This is a genomic window from Streptomyces sp. NPDC101132, assembly GCF_044759225.1.
In the GTDB taxonomy this organism is placed as follows: Bacteria; Actinomycetota; Actinomycetes; order Streptomycetales; family Streptomycetaceae; genus Streptomyces.
Map to the genome: position 1 here is coordinate 508,474 of NZ_JBIVYX010000001.1, position 16,890 is coordinate 525,363.

Sequence of the window (16,890 nt, forward strand, 5' to 3'; positions counted from 1 at the left end):
CAGCGGCCAGGCACGACGCCGTCTGGCCGCCCCGACCCTTGCCATGCTGCCGCGGATCGCCGACTCGCTGTCCTTCCTCTACCTGGACATGGTCCGCGTCGTCCAAGACGACACCGGCGTCTGCGCCCAGATCCGAGTCGACGAACAGCGCACCGACACCGTCTACATCCCCACCGCAGCCCTGTCATGCCTCCTGCTCGGGCCGGGGGTCTCGATCACCACCCGCGCCATGGCCACGCTGGCCCGCCACGGAACCAGCGTCGTCATGACCGGAGCCGCGGGAGTACGCACCTACGCCTCCGTCCTGCCGGACTCCCTCACCACCACGTGGCTCGAACGCCAGGTCCACGCATACTCCGACACCGAACGACGCCTCGCCGTCGCCGTACGGATGTACAAAATGCGCTTCGGCGACGTGCCGGCAGGCGTCAACCTCGATGTCCTGCGAGGCATGGAAGGGCAGCGGATGAAAGCCCTGTACCGCCTGCTGGCACAACAACACGGCATCGGCCGCTTCCGCCGCAACTACCACCCCGACCAGTGGCACGCACAGGACCCCGTCAACCTGGCCCTCTCCGCAGCGAACACCTGCCTCTACGGCATCGTGCACGCGGCCCTGCTCGCCCTGGGCTGCTCACCCGCACTCGGCTTCGTCCACGCCGGCAAGCAACACGCCTTCGTCTACGACATCGCCGACCTGTACAAGGCCGAAGTCACACTCCCCCTGGCCTTCGCCCTCCACAACGCGGCAAATCCGGAACAGGACGCACGACGCAAACTCCGGGAGAGCCTCCGCCTCATCCAGCTGCTGCCTCGCATCGTCCGCGACGTACAGGCCCTCCTCGCCCCCGAGGCCGCTGACACCGCCGACACCGAATCCGCATGCACAGACCGCCACACCGTCGACATGGTGCACCTGTGGGACCCCACAGCAGGGCCACTGCCCGCAGGGGTCAACTACGCGCAGGAGTCCAGCTGACATGCCCTCCCTGATCGTCGTCGCCACCACCGCCGTGCCCGACCACCTCAGAGGAGCCCTCAGCCGCTGGACGACGGAGGTGGTGCCAGGGATCTTCGTAGGCAGCGTCTCAGCAAGAGTGCGCGATGAGCTGTGGAACCAGGTCACTGCCGTCGTGGGCGACGGACAAGCCGTCCTGGTACACCCCGCCGCCACCGAACAGGGCTACGCCCTGCGCACAGCCGGCACCCGACGTCGCGTCCCAGTCGACTTCGACGGTCTCACGTTGATCAAGATGACAGGAATACCCGACGGCACACGGGCAAAGAAAGCGCAAAGCCCTTAGAAAACCGCAGGTCGGAGAGTGTCCTCCCCGCCGACGCGGGGGTGTTCCGCTCTCCGTAACGCGTGAGGTCGGTCTGACCGAGTCCTCCCCGCCGACGCGGGGGTGTTCCGTCGCTCTTGCCGTCCCTGGGGTCCCAGTTGTTGTCCTCCCCGCCGACGCGGGGGTGTTCCGTTCCACCAGGGCAGCTGCTCGGTACGACCCGAGTCCTCCCCGCCGACGCGGGGGTGTTCCGCCGCTCTCGGCCGCGCGCTTGTAGGCGTCGGAGTCCTCCCCGCCGACGCGGGGGTGTTCCGGAGCACCCGGTAACGGGCCTCGTCCGTCAGCGGTCCTCCCCGCCGACGCGGGGGTGTTCCGGAGACGCGGACGGTCTCGTTGTCGCCGTGCGGGTCCTCCCCGCCGACGCGGGGGTGTTCCGTCGTGGCGCGCGTTGGTGCGGCGGAGGTTGTCGTCCTCCCCGCCGACGCGGGGGTGTTCCGGCGCCACGGCCACCGCCGAACTGACCGCCCGTGTCCTCCCCGCCGACGCGGGGGTGTTCCGACGTCCAGAAGGCCAGCCAGCGCCGCTCCACCGTCCTCCCCGCCGACGCGGGGGGGTGGTGTTCCGAACCGGGCCGCGCTCCCCAAGTGCGCCTGGCCGTCCTCCCCGCCGACGCGGGGGTGTTCCGACCGCGGCCGGCTCGGCCGCCCCGCTCAACCTGTCCTCTCCGCCGACGCGGGGGTGTTCCGCCGAGGACGATCTGCACTTTTGGAGCAGGCGAGTCCTCCCCGCCGACGCGGGGGTGTTCCGGCCCGTCGCGTCTTGGGTGTCCAGGTGCAGGTGTCCTCCCCGCCGACGCGGGGGTGTTCCGGCGGTCGCCTGCAGGGTCGATGCGGAGCCGCCGTCCTCCCCGCCGACGCGGGGGTGTTCCGTCCTGCATCGCGTTGAAGACCTCGTCCGGCGAGTCCTCCCCGCCGACGCGGGGGTGTTCCGCTGGGCGAGGTCGCGCTTGCCCGGTGGATCCCGTCCTCCCCGCCGACGCGGGGGTGTTCCGCCCACGCAGACCATCCGATCGTTCGCGCGCCGGTCCTCCCCGCCGACGCGGGGGTGTTCCGTCCCGCACCCGCCAGCGCGCCGAAAACTACGCGTCCTCCCCGCCGACGCGGGGGTGTTCCGCCATGATCATGGGCGGGCTGTTCAACCGCGCCGTCCTCCCCGCCGACGCGGGGGTGTTCCGGAGGACACCGCCAGCACGCCGGTGGACAACCCGTCCTCCCCGCCGACGCGGGGGTGTTCCGGAGGACACCGCCAGCACGCCGGTGGACAACCCGTCCTCCCCGCCGACGCGGGGGTGTTCCGAGGCCATCCACGAGATGATCGACCTTCTCTTCGTCCTCCCCGCCGACGCGGGGGTGTTCCGAACCGCATCCACATCCTGAGCGGCATCGCCCGGTCCTCCCCGCCGACGCGGGGGTGTTCCGTCGAGCGACCAGGTGCCGTCGTCAGCCGCTACGTCCTCCCCGCCGACGCGGGGGTGTTCCGAAGTCCGAGCTCGCCAGCGAGCACCGCATCCAGTCCTCCCCGCCGACGCGGGGGTGTTCCGCTCGCCCGGTACCTGGCGGACGACCTGGCGCGGTCCTCCCCGCCGACGCGGGGGTGTTCCGGCGGTTCCATCGGCGCTCGGTGGTGGTGCGCCGTCCTCCCCGCCGACGCGGGGGTGTTCCGCGGGTCGTTGCCGCGGCGGAGCGCGCCGGTACGTCCTCCCCGCCGACGCGGGGGTGTTCCGTCCATGACGCCCTTCCAGATGCTCTACCGCCTGTCCTCCCCGCCGACGCGGGGGTGTTCCGGACCCCCGAGGGACGGGCCTGGCCCGCTTTCGGTCCTCCCCGCCGACGCGGGGGTGTTCCGCAGCTCGGAGGGGCCAACTCAAGGTGCCGTCGTCCTCCCCGCCGACGCGGGGGTGTTCCGTCGGCTACCTCGGTCCCCTCCGCGAGCAGCCCGTCCTCCCCGCCGACGCGGGGGTGTTCCGGAGATCCACCTTCCGCCTCCGCTTCCTCCGCCGTCCTCCCCGCCGACGCGGGGGTGTTCCGCGCGGAGGTGAACGTCCCGGCCAGGCTCGTCTGTCCTCCCCGCCGACGCGGGGGTGTTCCGTCCTTGTCCAGACGCCAGGTCAGCAGGTCCGGGTCCTCCCCGCCGACGCGGGGGTGTTCCGCGCGTGGTGGTGCTGCGCCACACGCAGCGAGCCGGCGTCCCTAACCGGCGCCGTCACCCCCTCGGCGAGCACCGCCGCCAGCGGATGCGACGCAACGGCCTCGCGCGCCCGCTCGCCGGTCGCGCGGTCCGTCGCGGAGCGCACCGGGCCGAGACGGACGCGCGTGGGGTGGTCCTCCGACTCCTCCAGCGGGAGGTAGAGGTGGCTCTCCCGCCTGGCCCGACACATGGCCGGGGAGAGGGTGTGGGAGTCGGCGTGCAGCCCTTAGCTGATCGCGACCTCGGCCGTCAGGCCCTGGGCGATGTCGCGGGCGGGCATCCAGGCCTCGTGCAGCCGGAACCTTCCGGTCGGCCGGGGGCGGCGCCACTGGACCAGTACGGCGTGCCGCTCGTCGGCCTCCAGGACCATCCCGCGGAAGCCGTTCAGCACGTCGACCGCGCTCGCGTCGCGGCGGGAGCGGTAGTCGTTGCGGCGGGTGTGGACCTGGTACCCCGCCGCGAAGGCCAGGCGCCTGCCGCTCGCGACGGCGTACGTCCGGCCCGCGCCGATCTCGCCGGCGGCCACCCGTACCGCGCGGGCACCGGCGTTGAGCCTCAGGCATGGCCGCCCTCGAAGACACGAGCGACCCACTGGTTCATCCGGGCCGCGAAGTCTGAGGCTGAGGCAATGCCCGAGGCCGGCAGGGAGCCGGCATCGTCGGGGGCCGCGATGAAGTCCACGTCGGCCCAGCCACCCCGGAAGAGCACAACTGCCAGCTCAGCGCCTCCCGGACCGGAGATGACCACGCCGACCGAGTCGGGATCATGGAGACGGGCCCTGTCGGTCTCCAGGGAGTCGGGCCACGACGCCTCGGCGTCTCTCCAGGCCATCCGGGCCACGTCGAGGCCTGCCATCCTCCAGCCCACCGCCTGGCGAACCAGAACCGCAGCCGCCTCGTCGAGATCAACAACCCGTTCCATGCGGTGAGCGTCCCACGTGGGAGACCGCCAGAGGGGACGGATGGGCGCTGGACGGAACCTGGCAAGTCCGCGGCCGGCACGCCGATCAGTGACTCAGCCCCTCTGGATGCCGGTGCTGTCCATCAGCAGCCCGCGGCGCCCGTCCTGCGTCTGCACCAGGAGCGCCGCGCCGTGCATCCCGACCGCCAGGTACCACGTCCCAGGCAGCAGCTCTGCCATCGGTGTCCTCCTGTCGTCTGCGCTCAGGATCGGGCGATGCACCGGAACGGCGAACCAGAAGGGGGTGAAGTCCGGTGTTTCGTCTGCGAGAGCGTGTCCGTACTGGAGGCGGGCGGTTTCGAGAAGGAGCCCTCTGCGGCCGTCCTCGGTTTGGACGACGAGGGCGTCTCCGCGGCGTCCCAGGGCCAGGTACCAGACGCCTGTGGCCAGTTCCGCCATCGGGTTCGGCGTGCCGTCCTCCCGCATGAGCGGGCGGGGCACGGGCACGGCGAACCATACGGGGTCGAAGTCCGGGTCGGGTGGCGCTGCGATGGCGTCGGCGAGCCGTCGCCTGAACTGGAGCTGTGCCGGACCGTTCGGTTCCTCGAACCGGCCGATGCCGTCGAGACGGGTGTCCCGGGGGGTGGGTGGGAGCGTGGCTGGTTCGGGTTCGGGCCGGAGTTCGGGTTCGGGTTCGGGTCGGAGTTCGGGGGCGGGTGCTTCCTGGGTCGCGCGGTTGCGGGCGATCGCGATTCGGCCGCCCGTGTTGCGGTTGCGCTGTTGCGGGAGCGGGCGGGAGCGGCTGGCCAGTTGTTGGTGCAGGTGGCGGTAGAGGGTGTCCATGTCGAGCGGGTCGGGCCGGTCGGGGATGCCGTCGGTCAGGGTCCGGATCAGCTCGCCGGTGAACGCCGTGTACGTCTCCCCCGGCGGGGAGAGCGCCGGACGGGTCTCGGCGGAAGCGGTGAGCAGGCAGCTGCCCTCCACGACGGCCTGGTCCGCGATGTGCGTGCTCGCGCCCATGCTGCCGACCAGGGCACGCCCGCTGTAGCAGCAGTCCAGGATGAGCACCGTGCGCAGGGCGCGTGCCTGGAGGTCCAGTACGGCCCGGCGCAGGTACTCGTAGCGCAGCGAGGTGTACTCGCGCTCGCGGTCCGAGTCCGGCAGGGTGAGGTACAGCTCGTCCGTGTACGGATCCGTCAGGCCGTGTCCGGCGTAGTAGACGAGCAGGGTGTCCTCGGCCCGGCGGGCGCTCTCGCGGACCGCGTCGAGGACTTCGCGGGCGGTGCGCGGCTGCAGGATCACCGTGCACGCCGTGTCCGGCAGGCCCCACACCCGTCGGTCGGTGAGCGCCGTCCGGAGGCCTTCGAGGTTGCGGGCCACCGCGGGGAGGTTCTCCAGGGTGTCGTATTCGTGGACGCCGACCAGCACCGCCTGCGAGCGGGCCGGGTCCGACAGCTCGGCCACGGTCTACTCTCCGTCGCTGTCCGCCGGGGCGGATACGGGCCCGGGATGTGCGTGCCAGATCCTCAGGATCTCCTCGACGGCCTCGGGGGACCCGTCGTGCAGGGTGATCACCGCGCCGTCCCGTTCGAGCCGCACCTGGGGTGGGTGGGGACGGGTGCGCCTCCAGGCCGCGACCGCGGTGATCAGGCTGGCCAGGCCGATGCTGTTGCCGAGCACGACGTTGACGATTTCCAGGGCGTCGCCCATGTGTCCCTGGTCCGGACTCCGCCCGGACCGCGTGGAGATGGCGGCCAGGCGGCGCAGCTCGGGATCCGCTGCCAGCCAGCGGTGCAGGGAGGTGGCGTGTTCGGCTGCGGGGTCGTGGCCCCGGACGCCCGCCGTACCTCCTGTGCCGTCGCTGAACGCGAGGTTGACCTCCACGCGCCGGATCCTTCCCCCCGATGGTGACTGGCAGGGCTCATCGTAGGGCGGTCCTGCACGTCCGGCGGGGGTTTCCACGGGACCGTGCCACCCACCCCGTACCGGGTCATGCCACCCCATGGGGGCTCCGGCCGGTACGGCACAATCACGGGCAACTGACCAAAGACAGCGGTGGGGGTGGGAACGTGGGGCTGTTTGGCTCGCGAGGCCGGCGCAGAGAGATACCGGACGCGCCGGGGCTGCTGGCCGCGGCTGCCGAGAATCCCGGTGGCAGCGTGGCCGAGATCGATCCGACGTACGTCGACGACCCGAACGGCTACGTGCCCCCGGAGGCGATCCGCGGCGCGTGGCTGGTGGACGGCAACGGGAAGCTGACGGGTGAGTACGAGGAGAACCCCCGTCACGGGGTGCCGCAGGACGACTTCGGCAAGCTCACCGATCCCGACCACTGGCTCGGCTGGCTCGGCGACGATCCCGCGGCGGCCGTCCGGGAGGGCATCGAGGATTCCCTGCGCGCCCAGGTGGCCGACGCCGTGGTCGAGTGGGTCAAGATCCTCGAAACGCCACGGTTCCTCACGGGCGGGCGTCCGCGACCCGAGAACGAAGAGCTCCTGCTGGTCACCCGTGCGGCACTGGCCGCGCCGTTCGCGTTGTCCGTACGCTCGGCGCAGCACGGACGTTCCGTCCTGCTCGGGGTGTTCTCCTGGGTAGCGGTGAACCTGGCGTCGCCCGGAGCTCGCAGGGACCGGCACTGGTTCGATCTGGGGGCCGGTCTGGACTGGGCCGGTGAACGGCTGCAGGAGCGGATCTACGAGATGGACGGTCCGGCGGACGGCACCGCCCAGGGGTAGACGGCCGTGCCGGTCCGGGTGAGTACCCGGCGAGTTCCGTCGAGTTGCGGTGAGTTCCGTCGAGTTGCGGTGAGTTCCGGCGAGTTGCGGTGAGTCCCGGTGAGTGAGTCCGTGCCGGGCCCTGCTGTCCGTGCCGGCGGGTGGTGCGGTCCCCTGATGCCGGCTCATGCCGTCGGCGCGGCGGCCCCGTTGAGGCAGCGGTCGAGGAGGGCGTGCATGCGGGCGACCGGGAGGGACGGGTTGGCCGCGGCGCCCTCCGCCGTACGGGGATCGGCGAGGAGGGGTTCCAGGGCTTCCGGTGTCAGGCTCGGGTTGGCGGCGGCCGCGCGGCGTACCGACGCGTCGGGGTCATGGACCGGGGGGTCGGGCAGGGCCGGATCGGCCGCGGCCAGGGCCCGTACCGCGGGATCCGGGTGGTCGGTGTGGTGGGCCGTGCCGGTACGGGGGAACGCGGGCAGGGTCAGCAGGTGCGGCCGGTGGGCCGGGCGGCTGACGAAGACGTCCAGGAGGAGGTGCGGCGGAGCCAGCGGGTGGTGACAGGCCAGCCGGATGCGCACCTCCTCGTCCTCGTCCTGCGCGAGGGTCGCGACGAGTTCCGCCGGCAGGCCGGGCCAGCTCGCGGCGACCCTGCGGAGCACCGGTTCCTCGGACGCCGCGCAGGCGGCGAACCAGTCGGGTGACGGCTCCGGGTCCTGCTCGGTGATCGGGCAGGTGCAGTCGGGGCCGTGCCCGATGACCCTGTTGATCGCCCCGTACTCGGCCCAGGTGCGGGGGAAGGGGTGGAGGCGGGCGCGCATCCGCACCGTGTGGTCCGGGTCCCGGATCAGCTCGGCGACCAGGTCCGGTGCCAGGTCGGGCCGGGCGGCGATCATCTCGCGGACCTTCGCCTCGGAGTGGCGGGCGAGTCGGGCGACGGTGCCGGCCGGGGTGTGGCGATTCCAGGTGAGGGGGCGCACCCTGCCGTCCGCGAAGCACTGCTCGATGAGCGCGGGCGAGAGGGCACACGCACCGAGCGCGAAGGATGTGCCGTGTGAGCCCATCGACGGAAACGTGGCCTCCACCGCTTCCGGGTCCAGCTCCCAGGCGCTCTCCCCCGCCGCTTCCCGCACGGCGGGGTCGGGGTCGTCGAGCAGGGCCTCGCGCTGCTCGGGGGTCAGGGACTGCCACATCCAGGTGGCGCGCACCCGGAGTTCCGGGTGCTCGTGCCCGGGCATGGCGCGGTGGAAGGACGGCGGGATCTGCCGGGAGAAATCGAGGTCCTGCGCGATCTCGCCTGCCGTGAGCATGCCGTCCTCGCCCCCGTCGCGGGCGGTCAGGAGCGTGACGAGGATGCCGTCCGGCAGCGGTCGGACCCTGCGGGGACGGGGGTGGGGCCCTTTGGCGAGGTGATGGCGGACGAGCCCTGACCGGTCCGTTGCCAACGGGGCAAGTCGTGTGAGGTCGATGTGCCGGTTGCGGGCGAGCGACCTGCGGATCGCCTCGGCGGGGTGGCGGAGGGCCGCGTCGATGACGTCGTCGGGCAGGTCACGGCCCTCGCACATCAGCAGGGCCGCTTCGGCGGCCCCGCGATCCATCAGGCGTATCAGCACGTCGGAGGGCGCCGCCGGATTCAAGGCGACGCCGCGCAGCCAGAGTTCAGGAAGGGAGTCGGACACCGCGCCATCCTGCCAGCTCGGCGCCCGGGTCGGCGTACGCGGCCACCATCCGGAGGGCCCGCCCCGGTGGCCACCATCCGGCGGCGCGGGTCGGGGGCCGGCGGGTGCCGTGGCCGCCCGGCGGGTGCCGTGGCGGCCACGGGCGGGGGCCCGGGTCAGAGGGTGGCGGCCAGTTCCGTGCCCTGCTTCACCGCGCGCTTGGCGTCCAGTTCGGCGGCCACGTCGGCGCCGCCGATGAGGTGGGTGCGGATGCCGGCCGCGGTCAGCTCGTCGTACAGGTCGCGGCGCGGCTCCTGGCCGGTGCAGAGCACGACCGTGTCGGCGGGCACGGTGTGCGCGGTGCCGTCGACCGTGATGTGCAGGCCCTCGTCGTCGATCCGGTCGTACGTGGCACCGGCGACGGTGGTGACGCCGCGGTGCTTGAGCTCGGTGCGGTGGATCCAGCCCGTGGTGGTGCCCAGGCCCGCGCCGACCTTGGTGGTCTTGCGCTGGAGGAGGTGCACGGTACGGGGGGTGGCGGGCCGCTCGGGGGTGCCGAGTCCGCCGCGGGCGGCGTACGTCGTGTCGACGCCCCAGTGCCGGAAGTAGACGGCGGGGTCCTGGCTGGCGCCCTCGCCGCTGTCGGTGAGGTACTCGGCGACGTCGAAGCCGATGCCGCCGGCGCCGACGATCGCGACGCGCTCGCCGACCGGGGCGCCGTCGCGCAGGACGTCGAGGTAGCTGAGGACCTTGGGGTGGTCCACGCCCTCGATCTCGGGGGTGCGGGGGGTGACGCCGGTGGCGACGACCACGTCGTCGTACCCCTCGGCGGCCAGGCCGGCCGCGTCGGCGGGGGTGTTCAGCCGGACGTCGATGCCGTGGGCGGCCAGCTGGGTGCCGAAGTAACGGATGGTCTCCGCGAACTCCTCCTTGCCCGGGATGCGGCGGGCGATGTCGAGCTGTCCGCCGATGTGGCCGGAGGCCTCGTACAGGGTGACGGAGTGGCCGCGTTCGGCGGCGGAGACGGCACAGGCGAGGCCGGCCGGGCCGGCGCCGACGACGGCGACGCGCTTCTTGAGGCGGGTGGGGGCGAGGACCAGCTCGGTCTCGTGGCAGGCGCGGGGGTTGACCAGGCAGGAGGTGATCCTGCCGCTGAAGGTGTGGTCGAGGCAGGCCTGGTTGCAGCCGATGCAGGTGTTGATCGTCTCGGGGCGGCCGGCTCCGGCCTTGGCGACGAACTCGGCGTCGGCGAGGAAGGGGCGGGCGAGGGAGACCAGGTCGGCGCGGCCCTCGGCGAGGACCTCCTCGGCCTTCTCGGGGGTGTTGATGCGGTTGCTGGTCACCAGGGGGATGCTCACCGCGCCCATCAGGCGCTGGGTGACCCAGGTGTACGCCCCGCGCGGGACGGACGTGGCGATGGTGGGGATGCGCGCCTCGTGCCAGCCGATGCCGGTGTTGATGATGGTGGCGCCGGCGGCCTCGATCTCCTTGGCGAGGGAGACCACCTCGTCGAGGGTGGAGCCGCCGGGGACCAGGTCGAGCATGGAGAGGCGGTAGATCAGGATGAAGTCCGGGCCGACGGCCTCGCGGGTGCGGCGGACGATCTCCAGCGGGAAGCGGACGCGGTTCTCGTACGAGCCGCCCCACCGGTCCTCGCGCCGGTTGGTGTGCTCGGCGGTGAACTCGTTGATCAGGTAGCCCTCGGAGCCCATGATCTCGACGCCGTCGTAGCCGGCGAGCTGCGCGAGGCGGGCGGCGCGCACGAAGTCCTCGACGGTCTCCTCGACCTCGTCGTCGGTGAGGGCGTGCGGCACGAAGGGGCTGATGGGGGCCTGGAGGGCGCTGGGGGCGACCAGGTCCGCGTGGTAGGCGTAGCGGCCGAAGTGCAGGATCTGCATGGCGATCCGGCCGCCTTCGGCGTGCACGGCCTCGGTGATCGCGCGGTGCTCCTCGGCCTCCGCCTCGGTGGTGAGGCGGGATCCGCCCTCGAAGGGGCGGCCGCGGTCGTTGGGGGCGATGCCGCCGGTGACGATCAGGCCGACGCCGCCGCGGGCGCGCTCGGCGTAGAACGCGGCGAGGCGCTCGAAGCCGCGCTCGGCCTCCTCCAGGCCGGTGTGCATCGAGCCCATGATCACCCGGTTCGGCAGGGTGGTGAACCCGAGGTCCAGGGGGCTCAGCAGGTGCGGGTACGGGGTCATGGGGGCGCCTCCTCGCGCGGTGTCCTTGAGCCTGTTGTACCGACCGGTAACCGGTTTTGCAACTAGGTGCATAAGTGGTGTGGTGCGGCTCATGCCGGGGCCGGAGCGAGTCCGGGGGGTGGGGGCGGTCGCGGGTGCGGGTCGCGGGGCGGGTCGCGGGGGCGGGGGCAAGTCCCGGGGGTGACGCGCGGGTCCGGGGGGTGGGGGCGTGGGTCCGGGAGGTGTGGGTCCGGGAGGTGTGGGCGTGGGTTCGGGGTCGCGTGCGCCCTGGGTGGGCCCGGGTGCCGCCGGGTGCCCAGGGTCGAGCCCCGGCCGCCCCGCGAGGCCCACTGGTAGGGTCCAAGATCATCGATTCACGGTGGGCGGGTGTGCGGCGGGGGGCCGTGCGCACCCCTTCCGCCCGGCTCGCCCAGGGGGGCTCCCGATGCACCAGAGCGCGTCCCGTCGTACCCGGCACCTGACCACCCTCGCCGTGGCCGCGGCCCTGGTCGCCACGGCGGGCCCGGCCGCCCTGCCCGCGGCGGCGGCCGCCCCGGCCCACGGGGTGCCGGCAGGAGCCTCCACCGACGGACCGGTGGCCGGGGCACCCGCCGGGGTCTCCCCCGTCGCGGGGGCGGAGGAGTCTTCCCCCGGCGTACGGGCCACGGTCCCCTCCCCCGGCGTCGAGCGCGCGGCCGCGGTCCCCCGCATCCCCCGCGGCTCCGAGGTCCTCGCCGGCGGTCCGAGCGGCATCCTCACCTGGCAGCGCGACGGGGACGGCTCCCTCACCTGGACCAGGAGCGCCGACGGTGTCGGCACGCGCCTGGGCCGCGACGGCACCGGCGTGGGCGAGCCGGACTGCAACTGCCACGGCCTGCACGACACCATCGCCCTCACCGACACCGAGGCCCCGTCCGTCGCGGACAAGGTGACCGTCCGGCGCATGGCCACCGGCGCCGAGAGCAGTGTCCGTCTCAGGGCCCGCGGGCTCCGCTACCTCGGCGCGCTCGGCTCCACCGTGATCGCCTTCCGCGACGAGCCGGGCAGGACCGAGGTCCACCTGCTCGACCTGAACGGCACCCGCGTGACGGACCGCGTCCTGCCGGGCGTCCCGGCCCGCTCGTACCGGCTGCGGCTGGCCGCGCTCGCCCCCGGGACGTTCGTACTCCGCTACCAGACGGGCCCCGAGGTCTGGGACCCGGTGCGCGACGCGGTCGTCGACGCGAAGGCCGGCCGGGTGCGGCGCACCCACGCCTCCGGCGGCTGGGGCGAGCCCTCGCTCTCCGCGACGCACGTCGCCTGGTCCGGCACCCTGCGGTCGCCGGAGACCGGGACGTGGCACAACGTCGTGCGGGTGGCCGCGATCGGCTCCGCCGACGTCACCGTACGGCTCACCTCGGCCACCGCGGACGACTGGGCCCGGTCCGACCTCATGGGCGACTGGCTGCTGACCGGTCCGCGGACGCAGCTCGGCCTCGGCTCCGCCGGAACCGACCACGGCCTGTACGCGACGCCGCTGGCCGGCGGTCCCCGCACCCCCCTCCTCGACCACGTCACCTCGGTCGTCCCCGGCCCGGCCGGCACCGCGTTCGCCGCGGGCGGTACGACGGCCAGGGGCGAGGGCGTGTACCGGATCGCCCCCGGCGCCGACGGGAAGCCGGCGGCGACGCTCGTCGGCGGCACCGGAGAGCCGACCCGGCTCACCCTGCGCGACTCGGCCGTTCCCCCGGTCGTCCGTCTCGACGGCACCGCCGGCTCGCGGATGCGGTGGCAGCTGTCCCGGTACAACGCGCGGGTCAGGGTGGTGCTGCGGCACACGGCCACCGGCGCCACCCTGACCGCCGACACCGCCACCAGCGATCCGTCGGACGGGCGGCAGGACGCCGCCGAGATCAGGCCGGACCAGGACGCGTGGTTCCAGCTCGACTGGCAGGGCGTGCTGGAGGACACCGGAGGCCACGCCTACCGGCAGGCCCCCAACGGCGCGTACACCTACGCGCTCACCGCGCAGCCGCAGAACGGCATCGGCCCCGACCTGGAGGTCACGGGCTCGTTCACCGTCCGGCGCGCAGCCGTCCCGCACGACCTCACGGACGACGGCACCCCCGACCTGCTCGCGCGGACCCGGGGCGGCCTGCTGGCCGGCGTCAACTCCCTGTACTGGAAGACGCTGGACCGCACGGCGACGGACCACCGGCACGGTGACTTCTGGGAGAAGTACCCCGTGCTCGCGATGGGCGGCGACGTGGTCGGGAACCGCGCCGCCGACCTGCTGGCCCGGGACGCCGCCGGGGTGCTGTGGGTGTACCCGGGCAAGGGCGACGGCTCCTTCGCGAGCCGGGTCCGGATCGGCTCCGGCTGGGGCGGGTACGACCGCCTCGCCGGCGGCACGGACCACGACGGCGACCGCCGCGCGGACCTGCTGGCCCGGGACCGGAGCGGGGTGCTCTGGCTGTACCGCGGCACGGGGTCGGCGTCCGCGCCGTACAAGGCCCGCAAGCGGATCGGGAGCGGGTGGAACGCGTACGACCGGCTGGTCTCGGCCGGCCAGCTCGGCGGGGGCGCCTCGGGCGACCTGCTCGCGCGGGACCGGGACGGCGTGCTGTGGCTGTACCTCGGCCGGGGTGACGGCACCTTCGCGCAGCGGGTGCGGGTGGGCGACGGCTGGGGCGCGTACCGGGACCTCGTCGGGTGGGGCGACGCCGACCGGGACGGCAGGGCCGACCTGTACGCCCGGGACGGGAACGGCCGGAGCTACGTGTACCGCGGCACGGGCGACTGGCGGGCCCCGTTCGCGCCGCGGGCCGGGCTGCCGGGGTGGCTGGAGGAGCGGAACTACACCGAGGTGCTGTAGCGGGGTACGGGCGGCCCGGCCCCGGCCGGGCCGCGGACACCGGCACGTTTCGTCCGGGCAGGGCCGCGCACCGGGGTGGCCGAAACGCTGCGGCGCCGGGAAAGCCCTGCTGGGGTGGGCACTGGCCACTGCTATTGTCCGCCCATCACACGGGGGTGAGTGGAGTGCGGCGGGGGGATCCGGGCGCACGGGTTCACCCGTACCCGCCCAGGGGGGCTCATGCCGCAGTACCGCACGTCCCGACGCCTGCTCGCCCTCGCGGTCACGGCCGCTCTCACGGCAGCCGCCGGCACCTTCGCGAGCGCTCCGGCGACGGCTGTCCCGGCCGGCGCGCCGCACCCGGCGGCGATGCCGGCGACCCGGTTGCCCCGGATCGCCCCGGACCTGCGCATCGTGAGCGCCGGACCCAGCGGCTTCCTCACCACGGACCGGACGGACCGGCTCACCTGGACCGCCTACGCCGACGGCGCCCGTACCCTGCTGGGCACCTTCCGAGGGCCACGGGCACACGGTGGCGCCTCGGACGCCGTCGCCGAGCTGCACGGCGACGACCAGACGGTGACCGTGCACCGGGGCGACCGCAGCGGAGAGTGGCACCCCCGCCTTCGTGAACTGGGCCTGCACTACGTCGGCGCCTTCGGCGGCTACGCCCTCGTCGCGGCCTCCCCCGACCGCCGCGAACTCCACGTCGTCACGGCCGACGCGGTGAACCGGATCGTGGAGGGCGTCTCCAGTCCTGCGGCCCCGTTCACCGTGCAGGGCATCTCCGACGACGCCGTCCTCGTCCGCTCGGCCACGCGGGTCGACGGCGAGCTCGTCTGGCGCGACACCGCCGTGGACCGCTACGGCCGCGTCCTCGGCTCGTACCGGGTCTGGCCTTCCTGGGGGGCGGCGAGCCTGTCCGACCGGCACGTCGTGTGGTCGGGCCGGGGCACGGGAGACCAGGCGACCATCCGGGTGGCCGTGCTGGGCGACCGTCACGTCCAGCGGCGGGAACTCGGTGACCACGGCGTGCGGCTGGCAGGTCTGGTGGGTGAATGGCTGGTGTCCGGGCGCGCGACGGCCCTCGGGAAGGGCGGCAGCCAGGACCACGCACTGTACGCCGCCCGGATCGAGGGCGGTCCTGGGAACAAGCTGCTCGACCACACCACCTCCGTGGCTCCCGGCCCGGACGGCACCGTCCTGGCCATGGGCGGCACGGTGGAGCGGGGCGAAGGGCTGTACCGGATATCCCGGGGATCCGACGGCACACCGGTGGCCCGGCTGGTGGCGACCACCGGGCAGCCGACGCGGTTGACACTCCTCAAGAGCAACGTGCCGTCCCGGGTGAACCTCGACGACCTGCCCGAGGTGCCCCTGGAGTGGCAGTTGTCCCGCTCGAACGCGAACGTGCGTGTCGTCGTCCGGCACAACGCGACGGGGTCGACCACCCGCATCGCCGGGTACGACCTGATCCCCGTCGAGGAGCAGGACGAGAACCCCGGCTGGTTCGACGGCTACTGGGAGCACCAGCTCATCGCCACCAGGGGCAAGCCGCGCACGGCCCCCAACGGCGCCTACACCTGGCACCTGACGGCCCGGCCGAAGAACGGGATCGGCCCCGACCTCACGGCGTCCGGATCGTTCGTCATCAAGCGCAGGGCCGCCCCGCACGACTTCACGAACGACGGGACACCCGACCTGCTGGGCCGCACGTCCGACGGTGAACTGCTCCTCGAGAACACGTACCACTCACCCGACGGCGTGCTCGAGCCCGTGCTGCCGGCGGAACGGCGCGGTGGCGGCTGGGGACGGTACAGCTCTCTGGCGGTCGCGGGAGACGCCGTCGGCGGACCGGCCGCCGACCTCCTCGCCCGCGACAAGGAGGGGGTGTTGTGGGTCCACCCCGGCAAGGGCGACGGCACCTTCGCGACACGCATCCGGATCGGCGGCGGCTGGAACACGTACGACCGGCTCACCGCGGGTGCCGACCACACCGGGGACGGGCACGCGGACCTGCTGGCCCGCGACCGCGCGGGAGTGCTCTGGCTCTACCAGGGGACGGGATCGGCCGACGCCCCGTACCGGACGCGCCGCAGGATCAGCGGCGGCTGGGGAGCGTACGACATGCTGACCGCCACCCCCGACCTGGGCGGGAGTGCCGCCGGGGACCTCGTCGCGCGTGACGTGAACGGCGTGCTGTGGCTGTACCTCGGCAGGAGCGACGGCACGTTCGCGTCCCGGGTCCGGGTCGGCTCCGGCTGGCACAGGTACACCGCCGTCATCGGGTGGGGCGACGCGAACAGGGACGGCAACGCCGATCTGTACGCCCGTGAGGCGAACGGCACCGGATGGGTGTACCACGGCACCTCCGACCCGCGGGCACCGTTCGAGACCCGCACCAACGACCACGACTACCTCGGCGGTCACAACCTCGACGGCGTGTACTAGCCGGTCAGGGACCAGGCCGGCCTCCACCGCCGGCGGTTCGCCGACAGAGGTCGGCGGGGCGCCGGCCCGGGGCTCGGCGGTGGGGGAAGGTCACTTCATGCGGTAGGTGACCTTCTCCGCGAGCTTGCCGTCCTTGAAGCAGAAGCGGTACACCTCGTCGCCGCTGCCCTGGTCGGACACGTACCAGGAGCACTGCGCGCCCGCCGGCACGGCCGGGCCGTCCTCCTTCAGCGCGGAGGTCACGAAGCTCTCGCCCGAGGGGAGCGTGCCGCGTACGGTGCTCTCCGCGTCGCCGACGCGGGCCGCCTCGTACACCTTCGGGTCGATCATGTTCTCCTGCACGGCGCCGAACAGCTTGACGGCTCCGAAGGCGAGCACCGCCAGCAGGCCGATGCCGAGCACGCCGGCCACTCCGCACCCGATGAGACAGCCCTTGCGCTGCGCCACGTCCTGTTCCTTCCGGTCATTCCTTCGTACGTTCTCGGACGTTTACGACGTTCGCAGAAGGCAAAGCCGCGTGCTGTATTCCAAAGTCGCCAGTCGGTGCGACGTTCGTCGTTCCTCCTTCGAACCTGCTTCGCCGTTCGCGTTCCGTCGTTTGCAGCGCATGAATGGGGGCTCAGATGGGGT

At 73.3% G+C, this 16,890-nt stretch carries 12 protein-coding genes and 1 CRISPR repeat array; of the genes, 5 read left to right on the forward strand and 7 right to left on the reverse strand.

The window, feature by feature from the left end:
- The first annotated feature begins 43 nt into the window (after window positions 1-43).
- Complete coding sequence (gene cas1e / locus ACIQUR_RS02370; protein WP_403657962.1) at window positions 44-979, forward strand: type I-E CRISPR-associated endonuclease Cas1e; 936 nt, start codon at window positions 44-46, stop codon at window positions 977-979.
- Between the two features lies 1 nt (window position 980).
- Window positions 981-1,304 carry a type I-E CRISPR-associated endoribonuclease Cas2e gene (cas2e, locus tag ACIQUR_RS02375; protein ID WP_403656939.1) on the forward strand — a complete coding sequence of 108 codons (324 nt, stop codon included), beginning with the start codon at window positions 981-983 and terminating at the stop codon, window positions 1,302-1,304.
- Window positions 1,305-1,324: 20 nt separating this feature from the next.
- Window positions 1,325-3,492: a CRISPR direct-repeat array (repeat unit 29 nt; unit sequence GTCCTCCCCGCCGACGCGGGGGTGTTCCG).
- A 264-nt stretch (window positions 3,493-3,756) separates the two neighbouring features.
- Here the strand turns inward: cas2e and ACIQUR_RS02380 are convergent.
- The 4 genes from ACIQUR_RS02380 to ACIQUR_RS02395 form a co-directional block, all read right to left on the reverse strand.
- On the reverse strand, window positions 3,757-4,056 hold the full coding sequence (locus ACIQUR_RS02380; protein ID WP_403656942.1) for a hypothetical protein: 300 nt from the start codon (window positions 4,054-4,056) through the stop codon (window positions 3,757-3,759).
- A 29-nt stretch (window positions 4,057-4,085) separates the two neighbouring features.
- A complete protein-coding gene (locus ACIQUR_RS02385) occupies window positions 4,086-4,451 on the reverse strand; it encodes a hypothetical protein (protein WP_403656945.1) in 366 nt (121 codons plus the stop codon).
- Window positions 4,452-4,544: 93 nt separating this feature from the next.
- Window positions 4,545-5,894: a caspase domain-containing protein gene (locus ACIQUR_RS02390; protein ID WP_403656947.1), complete on the reverse strand. Its 1,350-nt coding sequence runs from the start codon at window positions 5,892-5,894 to the stop codon at window positions 4,545-4,547.
- 3 nt (window positions 5,895-5,897) lie between these two features.
- A complete protein-coding gene (locus ACIQUR_RS02395; RefSeq protein ID WP_403656950.1) occupies window positions 5,898-6,314 on the reverse strand; it encodes a hypothetical protein in 417 nt (138 codons plus the stop codon).
- A 275-nt stretch (window positions 6,315-6,589) separates the two neighbouring features.
- Between ACIQUR_RS02395 and ACIQUR_RS02400 the strand changes: the two genes are divergently transcribed.
- Entirely contained in the window at window positions 6,590-7,165 is a 576-nt protein-coding gene (locus ACIQUR_RS02400) for a hypothetical protein (protein WP_403656953.1), read from the forward strand.
- A gap of 164 nt (window positions 7,166-7,329) precedes the next feature.
- Here ACIQUR_RS02400 and ACIQUR_RS02405 read toward each other — a convergent pair whose 3' ends face one another.
- Both ACIQUR_RS02405 and ACIQUR_RS02410 read right to left on the reverse strand, forming a co-directional pair.
- Window positions 7,330-8,820, reverse strand: coding sequence for a hypothetical protein (locus ACIQUR_RS02405; RefSeq protein ID WP_403656956.1), 1,491 nt, complete (start codon window positions 8,818-8,820; stop codon window positions 7,330-7,332).
- A gap of 155 nt (window positions 8,821-8,975) precedes the next feature.
- Complete coding sequence (locus tag ACIQUR_RS02410) at window positions 8,976-10,997, reverse strand: FAD-dependent oxidoreductase (RefSeq protein ID WP_403656959.1); 2,022 nt, start codon at window positions 10,995-10,997, stop codon at window positions 8,976-8,978.
- A 424-nt stretch (window positions 10,998-11,421) separates the two neighbouring features.
- Here ACIQUR_RS02410 and ACIQUR_RS02415 point away from each other — a divergent pair, with 424 nt between their 5' ends.
- Together ACIQUR_RS02415 and ACIQUR_RS02420 are read left to right on the forward strand one after the other, a co-directional pair.
- Window positions 11,422-13,830, forward strand: a complete 2,409-nt coding sequence (locus ACIQUR_RS02415; RefSeq protein ID WP_403656962.1) for an FG-GAP repeat domain-containing protein — start codon at window positions 11,422-11,424, stop codon at window positions 13,828-13,830.
- 219 nt (window positions 13,831-14,049) lie between these two features.
- Window positions 14,050-16,260, forward strand: coding sequence for a VCBS repeat-containing protein (locus ACIQUR_RS02420; protein ID WP_403656965.1), 2,211 nt, complete (start codon window positions 14,050-14,052; stop codon window positions 16,258-16,260).
- Between the two features lie 90 nt (window positions 16,261-16,350).
- On the opposite strand, the gene ACIQUR_RS02425 is transcribed toward ACIQUR_RS02420, so the two are convergent.
- Window positions 16,351-16,707, reverse strand: coding sequence for a hypothetical protein (locus ACIQUR_RS02425; protein WP_399941672.1), 357 nt, complete (start codon window positions 16,705-16,707; stop codon window positions 16,351-16,353).
- Window positions 16,708-16,890 lie beyond the last annotated feature (183 nt).